Source organism: Paenibacillus ginsengarvi (genome assembly GCF_003626695.1).
Classification (GTDB): Bacteria; Bacillota; Bacilli; order Paenibacillales; family NBRC-103111; genus Paenibacillus_AB; species Paenibacillus_AB ginsengarvi.
In genome coordinates this window covers 1-15,542 of the sequence record NZ_RBAH01000037.1, presented here as the reverse complement: position 1 = coordinate 15,542, position 15,542 = coordinate 1, and the positions used below count along the sequence as shown (strand labels likewise).

The window sequence follows — 15,542 nt, the reverse complement described above, 5'->3', positions numbered from 1 at the left end:
GTGTATCACAATGAGGAAGGGACCGAAACCTGTGGCGCGAAAAGTCGAAAGCTGACTTCTTGTGAAGCTTGCAGCAGGGGCAGGCACAAGGCGCCGAAACGAATCGGACTTGGCACAAGCCGCAGGCACCGAACAAATCGACACCTTTTCCAACAAGTTCGAGCCTGCCTTTCCGCCCGCGCTTCGTTACAATGGGAGCATAAGACGGTCGGACGTGGAATATCCCCCCTTTCGTGATATAATACATTCATTCGATATAGAAAGCGGGAATCCATCATGTCGACCAAACAAACGCTCCGCAAGCCGGAATGGCTCAAAATCAAGCTGCCGGCAGGCGAAGATTACGATAATGTGAAGCAATTGAAAGAAACGATGCGCTCGAAGACGCTGCATACCGTCTGCGAGGAAGCGAAATGCCCGAATATTCACGAATGCTGGGCGAACCGGACGGCGACGTTTATGATTCTGGGCGATATTTGCACGCGGGCGTGCCGGTTTTGCGCGGTCAAATCCGGTTTGCCGACGGAACTGGATCTTCAGGAGCCGGAGCGCGTGGCGGAAGCAGCCGAACAGATGGGACTGCGCCACTGCGTCGTAACTTCGGTAGCCAGAGACGATTTGGCGGACGGAGGCGCTTCCATTTTTGCCGAGACGATCCGCGCGATCCGCAGCCGGATGCCGTTATGCTCGGTGGAAGTGCTCATTCCCGATTTCATGGGTAACGAGGAGACGCTGCGCATCGTCATGGAGGCGAAGCCGGACATTTTGAACCACAATATGGAGACGGTCGAGCGGATGTCGGACCGGGTGCGCTCCAAGGCGAAGTATGCCCGTTCGCTGGAGCTTCTGGCCCGATCGAAGCAGATGGCGCCGAGCATCCCGACCAAGTCGAGCATTATGGTCGGCGTCGGCGAAACGTGGGACGAAATCTTGCGGACGATGGACGATCTGCGCGCCGTGGATTGCGATATTATGACGATCGGCCAATATTTGCAGCCAACGAAGCAGCATCTGCGCGTAGTGGAGTATTACACGCCCGAGCAGTTCGCGGGGCTTAAGGAGGAAGGCATGAAGCGGGGCTTCCGCCATGTCGAATCCGGGCCGCTCGTCCGCAGTTCGTATCATGCCCATGAGCAGGTGCAAGCGGCCCATGCGCGTTCTTAATCGGGGCCGCCGTCCAGCCGGCGTTAGGAGGAAACCGCTGTGATCCATATCGGAAGCAAAACGTACGAGCTCGTGCAGGAGCACAAAAACGGCTACAATTTCGAGGCGTTCCGGGACCGTTTCAGCGAGGTGCTGGAGCGCTACGACTACATCGTGGGCGACTGGGGCTACAGCCAGCTGCGGCTGAAGGGCTTTTTTACGGAAAGCAACAAGAATGGCAACAAGGATACTTGTGTGTCCGGCATTCACGATTATTTGAACGAATATTGCAATTTCGGCTGCGCGTACTTCATTTTGCGCAAAATCGGCAGCGGCAAGCCGCAGGGCGAGCTGCCCCCGCAAACGAATGCGGGCGAAGCGCCGAAGCAGACAAGCTTGCCGCAAGGCGAGCATCAGCGCCAGCATCAGCATCCCAAACACGAGCGTCATGAGCGCCCGGAGCGTCAAGAACGCCATGAGCGCCCAGAACGTCACGAGCGGCAGGCGCGCCACGAACGGCCCGAACGCCAGGAACGCCAGGCGAGGCCCGAGCGGCAGCAGCAGCCGCAAAGCAATCCGAAGTGAAATCGATACAAAGCTTGGGAGGCGACAGGCTTGTTCCATGTAGCGAAAGGACGATGGGTGGTCTTGCTGCTCCTCGGCGCGCTGGCGGCCGTTCAGGCCGGCTGCTCGTACGTTAGCAGCGGAGCGGAAGCGAAGCCGGAGCTGCTTAAACCCGTCAAGAAGAAGGAAGAGCTGTACGAGGTGAAGAGCGGTTCCCTCGTCAAGCAGATACGCGGAGTCGGCGTTTTCATACCGTCGTCTCCGAAGTATTACCAGTATACGATCGGCGGCAAGCTTGGCGTGATTCGCGCACAGCCCGGCGATACGGTGAATAAAGGCGATGTGCTGCTGGAGCTCGATCCGGGCGACATGCCGCTGAAAATCGCCCAGCAGAAGCTGGTGGTCGCGAAGGCGGAGGATAGTCTGGAGACGGCCAAGGGCGATGACGACAAGGAGAAGCTGCGGCTGGCCGGTTTGAACCGGGAAGTGGAGCAGGCGAGGCTGGAAGGCTTGGAGCAGAACCTGGCGAAGACGAAACTGCTGGCCGAGCGGGCCGGCAAAGTTGTATTTCTAGATTTTATGAAGCCTGGCGATACAATTACGTCGTATAAGGACGTCATCGCTCTGGCCGATCCGCAGCAGATGCTGTTCCAGTACTCGTCCACGATCGGCGCGGACTTATCCGCTATCGAGAAAGATATGACGGCAGAGATTACGTTTAACGGCAAAGTGTACACCGGCAAAGTCGTGCAGACGCCCCGAACGGCTCCGACGGCTACGTCGCAGCAGATGAGCGACCGCAACGCGAGAACGGTGCTGATCGAGATGGACGGCATCCCTCCAGGCGCGCAGTTTGGTTCGCAAGGCGATGTGACGATTGTGACCGACAAAAAAGAAAACGTTCTCACGATTCCCCGTGTGGGGCTGAGGTCTTATCAGGGCCGCAACTTCGTTCATGTGAAGGACGGGGACAGCCGCAAGGAAATCGATGTGGAGAAAGGGCTGGAAACCGCAACCGAGGTCGAAATCCGCAGAGGACTCAAGGCCGGCCAGCAGGTAATCCTAAACAACTGACGATTCGGCCTCGGTCGACGGACGATGAAGCGTTCACGTAATCGGACGCTTCTTTTTTCGTTTGGGAACGGCAGAAGAACTAATTTGTTGAAAAAAACGTGTTTTTTGTCGGAAAAGCTCACATAAAATTCATATTTATTCCATTACAATAGAGGGAAGGGCATGTTCCCGGGAAAAAAGTAAGCCTTTACAACTAGATCAGGAACAGGCCTCGACTAATCCATGAGCACAAGGTTGGGGGTATGTTGATGATGGGAAAGAAAATGAATCTGAGCCGGTTCCTTGGGGCGATTCGCTTGCAAAAGGGATGGTACCGATCGATCGGCTTCAAGCTTTTCGCAGCCTTCCTCGCTAGTATCGTGGTGGCCAGCGCCGCGGCCGGAATGATCGCGTATCAGATTTCCGCGAACGCGCTCAAGCAAAAGGTCGGCAGCAATATGGTGCAAGTCGTTCAGGACGCCGCGAACAACGCGGACCGGTGGTTCAAGGTGATGGACGGCACGTTTAACCAGCTCGCCATCTATGCGGACAAAAATCAGTATACAACGAAGGACCGGCGTAATTTGGAGCCGCAGACGGAGCCGGAGGCGAAGGAATATAAACAATTGCTCGCGCAAATTCGTTCGCTGGACGACGAGATCGCCCAGAAAACCGGGCAGGCCGGCAAAGCGACCGATTCGAGCGAGCGCATCAAGCTGAACGAGGACATCGCGCGCGCCTCGCAAACGAAAAACGCGATCATGACCCGTTACAACGTGCTGAATACGAACAAAGCGGCGCTGGATTCCGCGATCAATACGTATATTTCGGCGTACGCGATGACGAACTCGGACATGGTGTTCTCGATCGGCATGATCCGGTTTAACGGCGAGAATCAGACGTTCAGCAGCTCCGGCAAAGTGCGGACGAGCAGCCTGTACGATACGGAGTGGGCGACTGAAGCAGTGAAGGCAAAGGGCAAGAACGTGTACTTGCCGCCGCAAAAAGGCTCGTTCCTAATTGCCGACGAAGAGTCACGCGTCTTCGCCGTCGCCAAATCGTTCTGGAGCGCGGAGGATCAGAAGTGGGCGGACGTGCTCATTATCGAATTCAAGCTTGCCTTCTTCGAAAATTTGCTTAAGCCGATTAACTTCGGCGGCATCGGCGACATTCATCTGGTCACGAATGCCGGCAACAGCTTGTACTCCAATCGCGAAGGGACTGTGCTTGGCCAGCCGGCTGCCGTATCGATCGAGGGCGAGAACAAAGGATATTTGACGTCCGTGAAGGCTTTGCAAAATACGGAATGGACGCTTGTCGGGGCCATTCCGGAGGACAAGCTTCTGGAAGACGCGAAAGCGATTGCGAACAGTCTGATTTTCCTCGCCATCGGCGGCGCGGTGCTTGCTCTACTGCTCGGGCTGTGGTGTTACCGGACAATCGGTTCGCCGCTTATGAGCGCCGTGACGAAAATGCGTCAAGCCGAACAGGGGGATCTGAACGTCCGGCTGAATATGAATCGGAGCGACGAGATCGGCTCGGTAAGCAGAAGCTTCGACAGCATGATGGAGCGGATCGGCAGTATCGTGGCGCAGACGGGGCAATCGTCCGATCGCCTCATGCAGGCGACCGAGCGAATCAACGAATTGGTGCAGCGCTCCCGCGACGCCTCCGGCGAAATCGCCGTCGCCATGAACGAGGTATCGTCCGGGGCGGACAGCCTGTCGCGCGATGCGGAGCAGAGCAGCGCTTTGACCGGGGAGATGACGAAGCGGCTGAACGACGTGCTTGAGGTCAATCGCGAGATGAAAGAGATCGCTTCGCAGGTGGAGGAATCGGGCAAAAGCGGTGCGGTCGCGGTCGGAGAGCTGGCCGAGTACAACCAGCAGGCCGAAAGCATCGTATCGTCGCTGAGCGAACGGATGGGCCGTCTGCAGGCCGGCACGGAGTCGATATCCGTCGTGCTCGATATTGTCGGCAATATATCGAAGCAGATCAACATCTTGTCGCTGAACGCTTCGATCGTAGCCGCTTCGGCCGGCGAAGCGGGCAAAGGGTTTATGGTCGTAGCCAAAGAAATTCGCAGCTTGGCGAATCAGTCGAAGGAATCGATCGCTTCGGTCGAGGAAGTGATCGGCGGCATTCAGACGGAAATGGGCGAGACGAGCCGGCTTGTAGCCGAATCGCTGCCGATCTTTGCGCGTCAAAGCGATATATCGCGGTCCTCGCAGGAGATTTTCCGTCATGTGCAAACGTCGATGACACAGTTTATGGACAGCTTCCAGCAGGTTTGGACTTCGCTGCAATTTTCGATGGAAGCGCAAGAGGAGCTGTCCGGCATGATGATGCAGGTAAGCGCCGTATCGGAGGAATCGACGGCAACGACGGAAAGCGTGGCCAGCCTGATCCGCGATCAGCATGAATCGGGCGGGGAGCTCGTGAGAACGGGCGAGCAGTTGGAGCAGCTCGGCCACGAGCTGCGGAACGCACTCAAGGTATTCAGACCGGCCGACGGCGCATAAGCGCGGGTAACGCGGGTAGCATCCGGGTTCGTCTCTTTAATAATTTTGTGTGCGAAGCCGCTCGTCTGGCAGCGTCTTTGCACACAAAGCTGGGCGCTTGCATAGGATATAGCCTAACAACATGCAAACGGAGGGATAGTTTCATGTCGAGCGGCTCTATTCCAGCGCAGCAGCCTGTATATCAGGCCGATCCGCATTTCATCCAGGCCATGAAGTCTTGCCATGATAGGCTTCACGAAGTAGGACGCCAATGGGCGAATCGTCCGGTCCGCGTCCAACTGATGGACGGTCAAGTTCATGAGGGCGTTCTTGTCAGCATGGACGACCACTATTTGTATCTGGGCGTCAGAGCGCAGGATGCGCGTGCCTTTTTTAATCCGCTGGCTCAGGCTTCCGCGTACAACAACGTTATTTTGCCTTTGGTGCTCTACAATCTGCTGGTCATTTCGCTGCTGTAACCGGCTTGCCGGCAGACAGGAAGGGAGCTTCGCCCTTTGGCGGAGCTCCTTTTCGCGCTCGGCGATGTAGAGCGCTGTGAAAGCGTCTGAAAATTGCTGTTTTTCAACAAATCCGATTAACATTATAGGATAAGTGTGTTATGATGGAAATATATTGGAAACCTCATGGGAGCAGGAGTGATGCAGCATGGCAGTGGAAACGTTCAAAGCAACCGCGCATTTGCAAGAGGGGGTCGTCGTCAAAGTCCAATCGAGGAACTTCGAGCTGACGATTGACGAACCGAAAAGCCTGGGCGGAACCGATACGGGCATGAACCCGGTCGAAGCGGTTCTTGGCGCGCTTGGCGCCTGCCAATCGATCGTGGCGAGAGTATATGCGAGAAAGTTCAACGTCCGTCTGGACGGCTTCTGGGTTGAGCTGGAGGGCGATATCGACCTGGACGGCTTCTTCAACAAATCCGATGTTCGCAAAGGGTATTCGGACATCCGCTATACATTCCATATCAAGACCGACTCTCCCCGCGAACAGGTCGAGCAGTTCATCGAATTTTTGGAACGGACATGCCCTGTAGGCGATACGATAGCAAATCCGGTCAATTTGAAATTAAACGGCATCGTCATCGAAAACTGAGCCAGCGGCGGGAGGGGAAGCGCTGCACCAGCTTCGGCTCGCCTATCTAGAAGACGACGAACAAACAGCCTGTTTCCACGCCCGATCCGGGGGCGGCGGCAGGCTGTTTGCTTGTCCTATTTGTCAATATCAAAGCTATTCTACAATATCGCCGATAAACGATTCGCGCACCCGGTTCCAGAACGGGAACGGGCGGAAACGCACGAACGATACTTTGCGGTCCGCAACCATGCATCGAATCGAGACCAAGTCCGAAAGCTGCATATTCAAATGGTCAAGCGTCAGCAATATTTTTTGCCCCTTTTTCGGGTAAATGTCGCAGTGGTGGTGCTTCGGCAGCACAATGGAGGAGCCTAGCGACCGGTATACGCGGTTGTTCAGCGAAGCCATCTCGGCGATCTGTACCGCTTCGAGCGACGGATGCAGGATCGCTCCGTTCAAACTGCGATTATAGCCGGTGCTGCCCGTCGGCGTCGAGATGCAGATGCCGTCGCCGCGGAACATCTCGAATCGCTCGTCGTTGATGCGAAGCTCGGCGACAAGCGTGCCTTCGACACCTTTAAGCGTACACTCGTTCAGCGCAAGATACGTCTCCATCCCCTGGCCGGTCACGATTTGGATTTCGATGATCGGATATTTGACCGTCCGGAACGATTCGGCTCCGGCAGCCATATGGCGGATGAGCGTTTCCAGCTCCATAGGTTTCCAATCGGCGTAAAAGCCGAGATGTCCGGTGTGGATGCCGACGAATGACGTTTGATCCAGGCGGTCGGCGTACAGGTGGAACGCGTGCAGCATCGTGCCGTCTCCGCCGATTGACACGACGATGTCGGGATGTTCCGGATCTAGCGTCAGGCCGCATTCGGCGGCAAGCTCGTGGAATCGGTTGTTCGTTCGTACCGATATTTCGTCTCCCCGATTCACTACGTTGTACTTCACACCGTTCTCCTCCTTAGAGCTTTGCGAAGCAAAGCTGGCATCGTAAGCATTTTTTGATCTTTGCGAAGCAAAGCGGTTCTCTATCCCTCATCATATTAAATATTAGGACGTAAAACAATGGCGCGTTTGGCGCCGGATATGAAACTTGTGTTGCGTATCTGCTGCCTGTGTCTATCACCGTCTTCCGTAGTGAAGCAGAGGGCGGAGTCCCAAATAAGCGGCATACAGCAAAAAGAAGAGGACAAGCGTACCTATAAACAGCAGACCGGACAACGAAAACAGCGCAGGCCAGACAGGGAGCAGGCCGCGTTCGACCGAAAAAGCCGGCACTGCGGCCGAAACGGCCGATATGGCCGGTGCCAGAGGCTTCCACAACACAAACACCGCCGCAGCGGCCAGAAAGCCATGAACGAGCCTGGCTAGGCCGAACGGAACGTAACGGATATTCGTCCGGCTCAGCAGGCTGATCACCTGAGCGTGAACGGACAGACCGCCCCAAGACAAGATGAAGGCGGCGACCGCGACCTTGCTTGCGAGCGATAAATGCGCACCCGCTCCGGCAGCAGACTTGGCGCCGAGCGTTACCTCGAACAAACCGTTCACGACCGCCTGGGACAGCTCCGGCGGCACATGCAGGCCTTGCAGAACGAATGTAACGGTAGCATATAAGCCGTTCATTACTTGCGAAATCGTCAGCACCTCGAGCACAACGCAAAAGAAAACGACGAGGCCGCCTATGACCATCATCAGCTTCAAGGACGTCTGCAGTGCCTCCTGGAGCATCTCGCCGAATGTCCGACTGTCGCGCAGCCGGGCCCGGTGCATCGCCTGCATCGCCCGGCGAAGCAGCGACGCATCCCCTTGCTGAGGCACTGCTACAGTCATGGTCCTGCTGCCGTGAAAACGCATCAGAAGACCGATTACGACACCGGTTCCGTAATGGGCCGCAGCCAAAATGACGGCAAGTCCGACATTGTGGAAAAAACCGACCGAGACGGCGCCGATCAGGAAAATGGGGTCCGACGTCGTCGTGAATGAAACGAGCCGTTCGCCCTCATCGCGCCCTAGCAGCCGCTGCTCCCAAAGCTGGGCGGTAAGGCGGGCGCCTACCGGGTAACCGGAGGCGAAACCCATCGCCATCGCGAAGCCGCCTATACCCGGAACGCGAAACAGCGGCCTCATCATCGGGTCGAGCAGCGTTCCAAAAAAATGGACGATACCGAAGCCGAGCATCAGCTCCGCGATGACGAGAAACGGAACGAGCGCGGGAAACAAAATGTCCCACCAAATCGATAACCCGCGCAAAGCCGCTTCCAGCGACTGGGCCGGGTATAGAAGCATTAGAGCCGCAACGCCTAGCAAGCTCGCCGAAAACAGCGCCGTCGACCATACACGGGAAGCCGTCATTCGAGCACCTCCGATCCTGCGTCTGGTTCATGGAAGGATAAAACGCAAACGAACAAGCCATTCTTACTTTTATACTTATGTGACAGGGCGTTCGGACATGCAGCGGCATCCGGAGATAAGCGAACTGAAATCGGATACATTTTTTATATATCGATCAAAAAGGCTGATATTTTCCTCCGAATATGGTAAACTAAAAAAAAGTACAGACGGAGTGATGCGTAATGATGAGTGTAGTCACAGGCTTGATTGTATGCGCCTTCGTTTTTGTCATTCGCGAAACGTTAATGGGTGCCACCGAGGAAGATATCGAAAACTAATAAATCCGGACACAGTTCGGTTAAAAGCATGGTGCCGCTTTTTACAAAAAGTGGCACCATTTTGTTTCCTCGCAGCGCTTGTGTTCCGTTCGCGACATAGATGTTTTGCGGATTGTGGTGTATAATGTGAAATACTTACTAGGACAGGTGACATGGATGAATCGAGAACATTCCGGGACTATTTCCCTATACGAGGCGATCGGCGGAGCCGAAACGATCAGCCGGCTCGTTCAGGCATTTTATCCGAAGGTGCAGGCCGATCCGAGCATCGGACCTTTGTTTCCGGAGGACATCACGCCGGTCATGGAGAAGCAGGCTCTGTTTCTGACGCAATTTTTCGGCGGGCCTTCGTTATATTCCGACAAATTCGGCCATCCGATGATGCGAGCGAGACATTTGCCGTTTCCGATTACGCCGGAGCGGGCGGATGCATGGCTTGGCTGTATGAAGCGGGCGCTCGAAGAAATCGGAATCGAGCCGCACTTGCAGACCGCCGTTTTGGAGCGGCTGAAAGCTCCGGCGTATCATTTCGTGAATACGCCCTAACCAGCAGTCACGCGGGAGAGGGCGACGGGAAATCGTGACAGCGGCGGAAAGGATGACGCATGTGGAGACAGAGCTAGACCCGCTTTATTCGATCAAGGCGAACTGCGTATGCTGCGAGCAATCGTTCCAAACTTCCCGGGTACGGCCGAGCTTCAGAAAGCCGATCCGAACGGAAAGCGATTTTTGCATCCACTACAAGCTGCATAATCCGGACTATTACGTCGTTCGGGTATGTCCGTACTGCGGCTATGCGTTTACGGAAAATTTCTCCGAAACGATGACCCCCAGAACGAAAGAGCTGTATTACGAGAAGCTGGGCAAAAACTGGAACGGCCTGGATCTGACCGGAGAGAGAGATTGGAGCGGTGCGATGCAAACGTACAAGCTGGCTCTTGTATGCGCCCAGATCAAGGGAGAGAAGGACCGCGTCGTCGCGGGCTTGCTCCACCATATCGCCTGGCTGTACCGGTACAAGGACAATAAGGAGCAGGAAGCCCGCTTCCTTCAGTTTGCTCTGGACGCTTACATTAAAGTGTTCGAGGTCGAGGGCGAGGACGTGAACAACGCCCGGCTCATGTATTTGATCGGCGAGCTCAATCGCAGGCTCGGCAATTACCAGAAGGCGGTACTGTGGTTCGGGCGGGTTATCAACGACAAGAAAATTATGGATTCGGCGATGATTCGGGCTTGCCGGGAGCAATGGGTGCAGACCCGGGAGGACATGATTGCGGCTCAGCTCGAGCTGCCGGAAGAGATGAAAGAGAGCCGGGCGTAAAGCGCTGCAAACACGAATAGAAAAGGCTGCACAGATCGCAGCTTTACAAGACCGGGAAACCGGTCTTTTCTGTTTCGTTTTTTTGCCGCCCGAAACCAGCAACAGCCCCGTCGGCGTGTCCGATAGGGGCTGGGGTCAGGAAGTAGCGGAGGTAGAGCTCTCGTAAAAGGTGAAACGATTTTTACCGCTTCTTTTGGAGGTATACAGCGCTTTGTCGGCTTCGGCAATGAGGCGGTATAAATCATCCTCGGGCCTCGCCGCGATCGAAATGCCGATCGAGATCGATATCGCCTGACCGGGCTGAATTTCTCTGCCCGCGAACGGGTAAGCGGCGACGGCATGACATAGCCGGCTGGCGAGAGAAGCAAGTCTTCGGCTGTCTACCGAATCGCACATGACGATAAACTCCTCGCCGCCGTACCGGGCGATGTAATCCTTCTCGCCGATCGTCCCCCGCAGCAGATGACCGGTTTCGCGCAGCAGGTGATCGCCCTGCAGATGACCCAGCGTGTCGTTGAAATTTTTGAAATTGTCGATGTCGATCATCAGGATGCTGATCTGGCGCTTCTTCAGCATGTTGCCGGCGATTTCCAGAAAGCTGCGGATGTTCGGCAGCCCGGTAAGCCGGTCCTGATTCGCCTCGAGCTCCAGCTGCCTCTGGAGCAGCCAATTTTTGTTCTCATCGTTATGAAGGGCGACCAGCACAACCAGACAGAGAAGCGATATCACGAATAAATACGCATTCAACTGCAAATATTCGGGCCACGGGACCGGCAATGTAAAAAAGCCGAGGGCAATCTTCACAAGGAAGAGAAGCGCGATTATTTTGACGCCGTCGCCCAGACGAAGCCGCTCGAAGCCCGAGCGGTACTCCTTGCGATGCATGAGTGCGCTGATGAAGGCCGGCAGCGCAATTCCGACCAATAGATCCGGAACGCCGCGAACCCCGTCAATCAGCAAGATAAAGGCCGCAGGGGGGAGCGTCGACAGCAGCGCTACCGGCAAACCGAGCTGAAGGCCGGCCATAAGGATCGGAATATGGCGCAGATCCGTAACGGCTGGTTCGTTCGTTATCGGCAGCAGGATCATAAGAAGGGAAGCGATCCCGGTATAAAGCGGAACGACCACCATCTCGTTCATGCTGCCCAGTATGCGATTTCGCAGCTTCAGCGCGATATAGCTAAGTGTTATGAGCGTACATGAGATCGTAACCGGTATTAGATATTCGTTCATTGCTTAGCGCTCCTGAAAAGGCCGCAAACGTTTCGGAGAAGCATGTTATTCGTCGATGTCTCCTTCCTGCAAGTCTGTTATCTTCCTGAGGCGTGTTTGCAAACACGCCGTAAGTCGCTGCTATCCGGATTCTTCGTTCATCTTCTGCGAATCGGCCTGTCGGCAAGGAAGTAGTCCCGGTCGACATCGATGGCCGTTATTTTGTCCCGGCAGCAAGGGAATACGATCAGCCGCTTCCTGCCGTCCCGGATCGAAGCGAGGTCGGTTGTTTTGATCGGCAGCAGAACGTTGCTGGCGCGGCAATAGGGGCATTCGTTCAAGTACACATCGGCCCCGATCGTTTCGTAAGGCAGCGTATTTTCAAAAGGAATCATGACCGGCTGTCGTCTTTCCGCTCCGCGGCCGGTTGTCCGGCTTCGCCGGTCTCGATCCGCGCCAGCTCGGCCAGCTTTTGGATTAAAAGATGCTGCGGCATATGCATAAGCTGCTCGATCGGTACTTTAAGCGTTTCGGCCAGCTTGATTGCCGTTTCGGGCGATATTTGTAACGGTCTCATACGTCCAGTTCCTTTCCGTATTTCCGATTGTTGGTATACACGTCTTGGACAAGCAGCGAAGGTAGTATGATCTTATTATACATGAGAACTGTACGCTTCTCGAGTAAATGGAGTTTCAATATCGGTAAATAAAAATTAAACAGAATTTGAACGAAGCAGGAGACGCGGGCGGCTGGCGGTCCGAAGCTTCAGCTCTTAAGCCGCCGGATCGAAACATTTCTTCCCGAGGCGAAATATGCTTTAATGATGTAGTGTACCCCTACATAGGAAGGTGGAGGACGTTATGTCACAATCGTATAGTCTCGTTTGGGATTTGGACGCGTTTTTTCCGGGAGGCAGCTCGTCGGCGGAATTTGCCTTATTTTTGCAGCAACTGGAGCGTGCGGTCGAACAGTTTCGCGGGGAGGTCCGGACGGCAACTGACGCTGGTACAGCCGTCGATGCGCAGACGCTTGCGGATCTGACCGAACGGATGCAGAACGTCACGCTGATGCTGCGCGAGGCGGATTCGTTCGCAGGATGTCTGGCCGCAGAAAACCAGCACGACAAAAAAGCGGTGCAGCTCGGCGGGCATATTTCGTCGATCGGCGCTTCCTTTACTTCCGCGCTTACGCGCTTCGATCAACTGCTGCGGCAAATACCGGACGGCATCTGGACGGAGCTGCTGCAATCCGCCGGCTTCAGTCCAATTGCATTCCCGCTTGCGGAACGACGCCATCTGGCCAAGGAAAAGCTCCCGCCGGAGCAGGAGTCGCTTATCGCCGATTTGGCGGTGGACGGTTACCACGGCTGGGAAGAAGCGTACAATACGACGGTCGGCAAGTTCAAAATCGCGTTCGAGGAAAACGGTCAAACGCTCGAGCTGTCCGCCGGACAAGCGGCGAACAAGCTGAACAGCACGGATCGGAACGTCCGCACCCGCCTGTTCGCGGATTGGGAGAAAGCTTGGGGCGAATCGGCCGATTTTGCCGCTGACGCGCTCAACCGTTTGGCCGGCTTCCGGTTGCAAGTATACAAACACCGGGGCTGGGAGTCGGTGCTGAAGGAGCCGCTTGCGATTAACCGGATGTCGGAGCAGACGCTTCAGGTGATGTGGGACGTCATCGACCGGAACAAAGGTCCGTTCGTCGATTATTTGCGCCGCAAGGCGAACATGTTCGGGCTCGAAGCCTTGTCCTGGCACGATGTCGATGCTTCCGTAGGGAAGGCGGCGAAAGAAATACCGTTCGAGGAAGCGGCCAACATGATCGTGAGCCAGTTCCGCAGGTTCAGTCCGAAGATGGCCGACTTTGCGGAGATGGCGTTCGCAAACCGCTGGATCGAGGCGGAGGATCGGCCGGGCAAACGTCCGGGCGGCTTTTGCACCTCGTTTCCGATCAAGGGAGAAACCCGCATTTTCATGACTTACGGGAAAACGGCCTCCAACGTCGCTACGCTGGCGCATGAGCTCGGTCATGCCTACCATCAGCATGTGATGAACGACATGCCGGCGCTGGCGCAGGAATACGCGATGAACGTGGCCGAGACGGCTTCGACGTTCGCCGAAATGATCGTGGCCGACGCGGCGGTGAAGATGGCGTCCTCCGAGGAGGAGCGGCTTACGCTCATCGAGGACAAAATTCAGCGTTCGGTTGCGTTCTTCATGAACATTCACGCGCGCTTCCTGTTCGAAACGGAATTTTACGAGCTGCGCCGCAAAGGCCTGGTCGGCACCGAGCAGCTGTGTGAGCTGATGCAAAACGCCCAGCGCCGGGCTTACAAGGATGCGCTCAGCGAATACCATCCGCACTTCTGGGCATCGAAGCTGCATTTTTATATTACGGGCGTGCCGTTTTACAACTTCCCGTATACGTTCGGTTACTTGTTCAGCTCGGGCATATATGCTGTCGCATTGCGTGAAGGGGCCGCCTTCGAAGACAAATATATCGCGCTGCTGCGGGATACGGGAAGCATGACGGTGGAGCAGCTCGCTGAGAAGCATCTCGGCGTGGATCTCACCAAGCCGGATTTTTGGCAGAGCGCCGTCGATTTGGCGATGGAAGACGTCAAGCAGTTTATGGCTATGACGGAGTAGGGGACCCGGGATTCGGCGATACACAAAAAGGCTTTGCGCACTCCATAGAGCGCAGGCCTTTTTCACGTTGGGCGTCCTGGGAACATTCCTATTCGCAGGCAAGTAGTATATGCGGTGGGATTGCTTAGATTTATGTAAAAAAAGGATAAATAGTTTTTGATAACCATATAAACAAGTGAATAATGTGGTATTATATGTAAACCAAAATTAGGCAAGGGACCTACTATAACTTGTATAACATACAAGCTGATATGTATACGTTTCAAAAAAGAGAATTTACACGGTAGGAGGATGTATGAAGCGAGAATATTTGAATGTGTTGACACTAACGAGCATGGCAACGATTCTTTTTCTATTTGCATGCGACAAAGATGCGAATGTACCCGTATCCCAAAAGACGATAAAGCTTATGTTCCGTGACGAGGAGTCTTACCGCCGGGAGTATGCGAATGTGCTGGATTACAAGTTTCCGGATCTTCATATCGAAGTGGTTTCCTATGCGGAACTCATGCAGCCGGGAAAGCTTAACCCGGAAGGATTTTATGATTTCATCCATACCAATAAGCCCGACATCGTAACGATTTTACCTGTTCCCGGGCTGTTTGAACAATTGATAGAGCAGGGAAGCTTGCTGGCATTGGACAACTTTATCGCTAAAGATAAGTTCGATATCGATCAATTTGCTCCTCTCGTTACTACGCTGCTTCGAGCCAAAGGTCAAGGAAGCCTATACGGGCTGCCGACCTCGTTCAGCAGTCAAGCTTTATATTACAATAAACGTCTTTTCGACGAATTCAAAATAGCGTATCCCCATAACGGGATGAGTTTTGAGGAAGTCCTTCAACTGGCCTATCGATTTACGGAAAGACAAACGGAACAGCCGGTTGCCGGATTTTATAAAAAAGGAATGACCCCCGGAGCGTTTTTGCTTTACGCTGGAGACTTGCTGGGTTTGCAATGGATCGATTCGGCTGCGCGAAACATAACGATCGGTACGCCCGCATGGGCAAAAGTTTTCGCGAATGTAACAGGGGCATACAAATCGGGGGCTATTTTTGACGCAAACGTTCTCCAGTCCGGTGCAGCCAACGCCCAAACTGTGAAAGACTTCGAGCTCATGATTGAGCAGTCCAGGAAGAACAATTTATTTGCAGCCGGGAAAGCTGCGATGACACTCGAGCCGTCCGGTTTTATAAATGACGGATTGTCAAGCTAAGTGCGACAATTCGTCCATGAATGCTTCGTGAGCCGATTTCCAGCCGAGACATTTACGAGGGCGAAGGTTGATAAGACGAAGAGCTGTCGCCAACTCCTCATCCGACAC

Annotated in this window: 15 protein-coding genes and 1 pseudogene; 10 read left to right on the top strand and 6 right to left on the bottom strand. The window is 54.8% G+C overall.

Annotation, left to right across the window (positions count from 1 at the left end):
• The first annotated feature begins 276 nt into the window (after positions 1 to 276).
• The 6 genes from lipA to D7M11_RS32290 all read left to right on the top strand — a co-directional run bounded on the left by lipA (position 277) and on the right by D7M11_RS32290 (position 6,371).
• On the top strand, positions 277 to 1,164 hold the full coding sequence (gene lipA / locus D7M11_RS32315) for a lipoyl synthase (protein WP_120751418.1): 888 nt from the start codon (positions 277 to 279) through the stop codon (positions 1,162 to 1,164).
• 39 nt (positions 1,165 to 1,203) lie between these two features.
• Positions 1,204 to 1,728, top strand: coding sequence for a YutD family protein (locus D7M11_RS32310; RefSeq protein ID WP_120751417.1), 525 nt, complete (start codon positions 1,204 to 1,206; stop codon positions 1,726 to 1,728).
• Between the two features lie 30 nt (positions 1,729 to 1,758).
• Positions 1,759 to 2,781 carry an efflux RND transporter periplasmic adaptor subunit gene (locus tag D7M11_RS32305; RefSeq protein WP_120751416.1) on the top strand — a complete coding sequence of 341 codons (1,023 nt, stop codon included), beginning with the start codon at positions 1,759 to 1,761 and terminating at the stop codon, positions 2,779 to 2,781.
• 248 nt (positions 2,782 to 3,029) lie between these two features.
• Complete coding sequence (locus tag D7M11_RS32300; RefSeq protein WP_158606955.1) at positions 3,030 to 5,282, top strand: methyl-accepting chemotaxis protein; 2,253 nt, start codon at positions 3,030 to 3,032, stop codon at positions 5,280 to 5,282.
• Positions 5,283 to 5,425: 143 nt separating this feature from the next.
• On the top strand, positions 5,426 to 5,740 hold the full coding sequence (locus tag D7M11_RS32295; RefSeq protein ID WP_120751414.1) for an acetyl-CoA acetyltransferase: 315 nt from the start codon (positions 5,426 to 5,428) through the stop codon (positions 5,738 to 5,740).
• Positions 5,741 to 5,927: 187 nt separating this feature from the next.
• Complete coding sequence (locus D7M11_RS32290; protein ID WP_120751413.1) at positions 5,928 to 6,371, top strand: OsmC family protein; 444 nt, start codon at positions 5,928 to 5,930, stop codon at positions 6,369 to 6,371.
• Between the two features lie 135 nt (positions 6,372 to 6,506).
• On the opposite strand, the gene D7M11_RS32285 is transcribed toward D7M11_RS32290, so the two are convergent.
• Both D7M11_RS32285 and ylbJ read right to left on the bottom strand, forming a co-directional pair.
• A complete protein-coding gene (locus tag D7M11_RS32285) occupies positions 6,507 to 7,310 on the bottom strand; it encodes an NAD kinase (RefSeq protein WP_120751412.1) in 804 nt (267 codons plus the stop codon).
• A 174-nt stretch (positions 7,311 to 7,484) separates the two neighbouring features.
• A complete protein-coding gene (ylbJ, locus tag D7M11_RS32280; protein ID WP_120751411.1) occupies positions 7,485 to 8,717 on the bottom strand; it encodes a sporulation integral membrane protein YlbJ in 1,233 nt (410 codons plus the stop codon).
• A gap of 473 nt (positions 8,718 to 9,190) precedes the next feature.
• Here ylbJ and D7M11_RS32275 point away from each other — a divergent pair, with 473 nt between their 5' ends.
• Both D7M11_RS32275 and D7M11_RS32270 read left to right on the top strand, forming a co-directional pair.
• The gene (locus D7M11_RS32275) at positions 9,191 to 9,580 is read left to right on the top strand and encodes a globin domain-containing protein (protein ID WP_120751410.1); all 390 of its coding nucleotides are present in this window, start codon (positions 9,191 to 9,193) and stop codon (positions 9,578 to 9,580) included.
• 61 nt (positions 9,581 to 9,641) lie between these two features.
• Positions 9,642 to 10,355, top strand: coding sequence for a DUF2225 domain-containing protein (locus D7M11_RS32270; protein ID WP_240041410.1), 714 nt, complete (start codon positions 9,642 to 9,644; stop codon positions 10,353 to 10,355).
• 135 nt (positions 10,356 to 10,490) lie between these two features.
• On the opposite strand, the gene D7M11_RS32265 is transcribed toward D7M11_RS32270, so the two are convergent.
• From D7M11_RS32265 to D7M11_RS32255, 3 genes are all read right to left on the bottom strand, one after another.
• Positions 10,491 to 11,588 (bottom strand): GGDEF domain-containing protein, encoded by a 1,098-nt coding sequence (locus tag D7M11_RS32265; RefSeq protein ID WP_120751408.1) that lies wholly within the window; start codon positions 11,586 to 11,588, stop codon positions 10,491 to 10,493.
• A gap of 137 nt (positions 11,589 to 11,725) precedes the next feature.
• Positions 11,726 to 11,962: a hypothetical protein gene (locus tag D7M11_RS32260; protein ID WP_120751407.1), complete on the bottom strand. Its 237-nt coding sequence runs from the start codon at positions 11,960 to 11,962 to the stop codon at positions 11,726 to 11,728.
• Positions 11,959 to 12,144 (bottom strand): YycC family protein, encoded by a 186-nt coding sequence (locus D7M11_RS32255; protein WP_120751406.1) that lies wholly within the window; start codon positions 12,142 to 12,144, stop codon positions 11,959 to 11,961. The genes D7M11_RS32260 and D7M11_RS32255 overlap by 4 nt, the downstream gene beginning before the upstream one ends.
• 283 nt (positions 12,145 to 12,427) lie before the next feature.
• Here D7M11_RS32255 and D7M11_RS32250 point away from each other — a divergent pair, with 283 nt between their 5' ends.
• Together D7M11_RS32250 and D7M11_RS32245 are read left to right on the top strand one after the other, a co-directional pair.
• Positions 12,428 to 14,218, top strand: a complete 1,791-nt coding sequence (locus tag D7M11_RS32250) for a M3 family oligoendopeptidase (protein ID WP_120751405.1) — start codon at positions 12,428 to 12,430, stop codon at positions 14,216 to 14,218.
• A gap of 409 nt (positions 14,219 to 14,627) precedes the next feature.
• On the top strand, positions 14,628 to 15,434 hold the full coding sequence (locus D7M11_RS32245; RefSeq protein ID WP_205127142.1) for an ABC transporter substrate-binding protein: 807 nt from the start codon (positions 14,628 to 14,630) through the stop codon (positions 15,432 to 15,434).
• Here the strand turns inward: D7M11_RS32245 and D7M11_RS37600 are convergent.
• Positions 15,426 to 15,542, bottom strand: a pseudogene (locus D7M11_RS37600) (IS30 family transposase); the annotation flags it as partial. The gene D7M11_RS32245 and the pseudogene D7M11_RS37600 sit on opposite strands and share 9 nt — an antisense overlap.

Excerpts from the sequence above, each read along its gene's own strand:
- lipA (WP_120751418.1), top strand. The coding sequence starts at position 277 with ATGTCGACCAAACAAACGCTCCGCAAGCCGGAATGGCTCAAAATCAAG.
- D7M11_RS32300 (WP_158606955.1), top strand. The coding sequence starts at position 3,030 with ATGATGGGAAAGAAAATGAATCTGAGCCGGTTCCTTGGGGCGATTCGC.
- D7M11_RS32295 (WP_120751414.1), top strand. The coding sequence starts at position 5,426 with ATGTCGAGCGGCTCTATTCCAGCGCAGCAGCCTGTATATCAGGCCGAT.
- D7M11_RS32290 (WP_120751413.1), top strand. The coding sequence starts at position 5,928 with ATGGCAGTGGAAACGTTCAAAGCAACCGCGCATTTGCAAGAGGGGGTC.
- ylbJ (WP_120751411.1), bottom strand. The coding sequence starts at position 8,717 with ATGACGGCTTCCCGTGTATGGTCGACGGCGCTGTTTTCGGCGAGCTTG.
- D7M11_RS32275 (WP_120751410.1), top strand. The coding sequence starts at position 9,191 with ATGAATCGAGAACATTCCGGGACTATTTCCCTATACGAGGCGATCGGC.
- D7M11_RS32265 (WP_120751408.1), bottom strand. The coding sequence starts at position 11,588 with ATGAACGAATATCTAATACCGGTTACGATCTCATGTACGCTCATAACA.
- D7M11_RS32260 (WP_120751407.1), bottom strand. The coding sequence starts at position 11,962 with ATGATTCCTTTTGAAAATACGCTGCCTTACGAAACGATCGGGGCCGAT.
- D7M11_RS32255 (WP_120751406.1), bottom strand. The coding sequence starts at position 12,144 with ATGAGACCGTTACAAATATCGCCCGAAACGGCAATCAAGCTGGCCGAA.
- D7M11_RS32250 (WP_120751405.1), top strand. The coding sequence starts at position 12,428 with ATGTCACAATCGTATAGTCTCGTTTGGGATTTGGACGCGTTTTTTCCG.
- D7M11_RS32245 (WP_205127142.1), top strand. The coding sequence starts at position 14,628 with ATGTTCCGTGACGAGGAGTCTTACCGCCGGGAGTATGCGAATGTGCTG.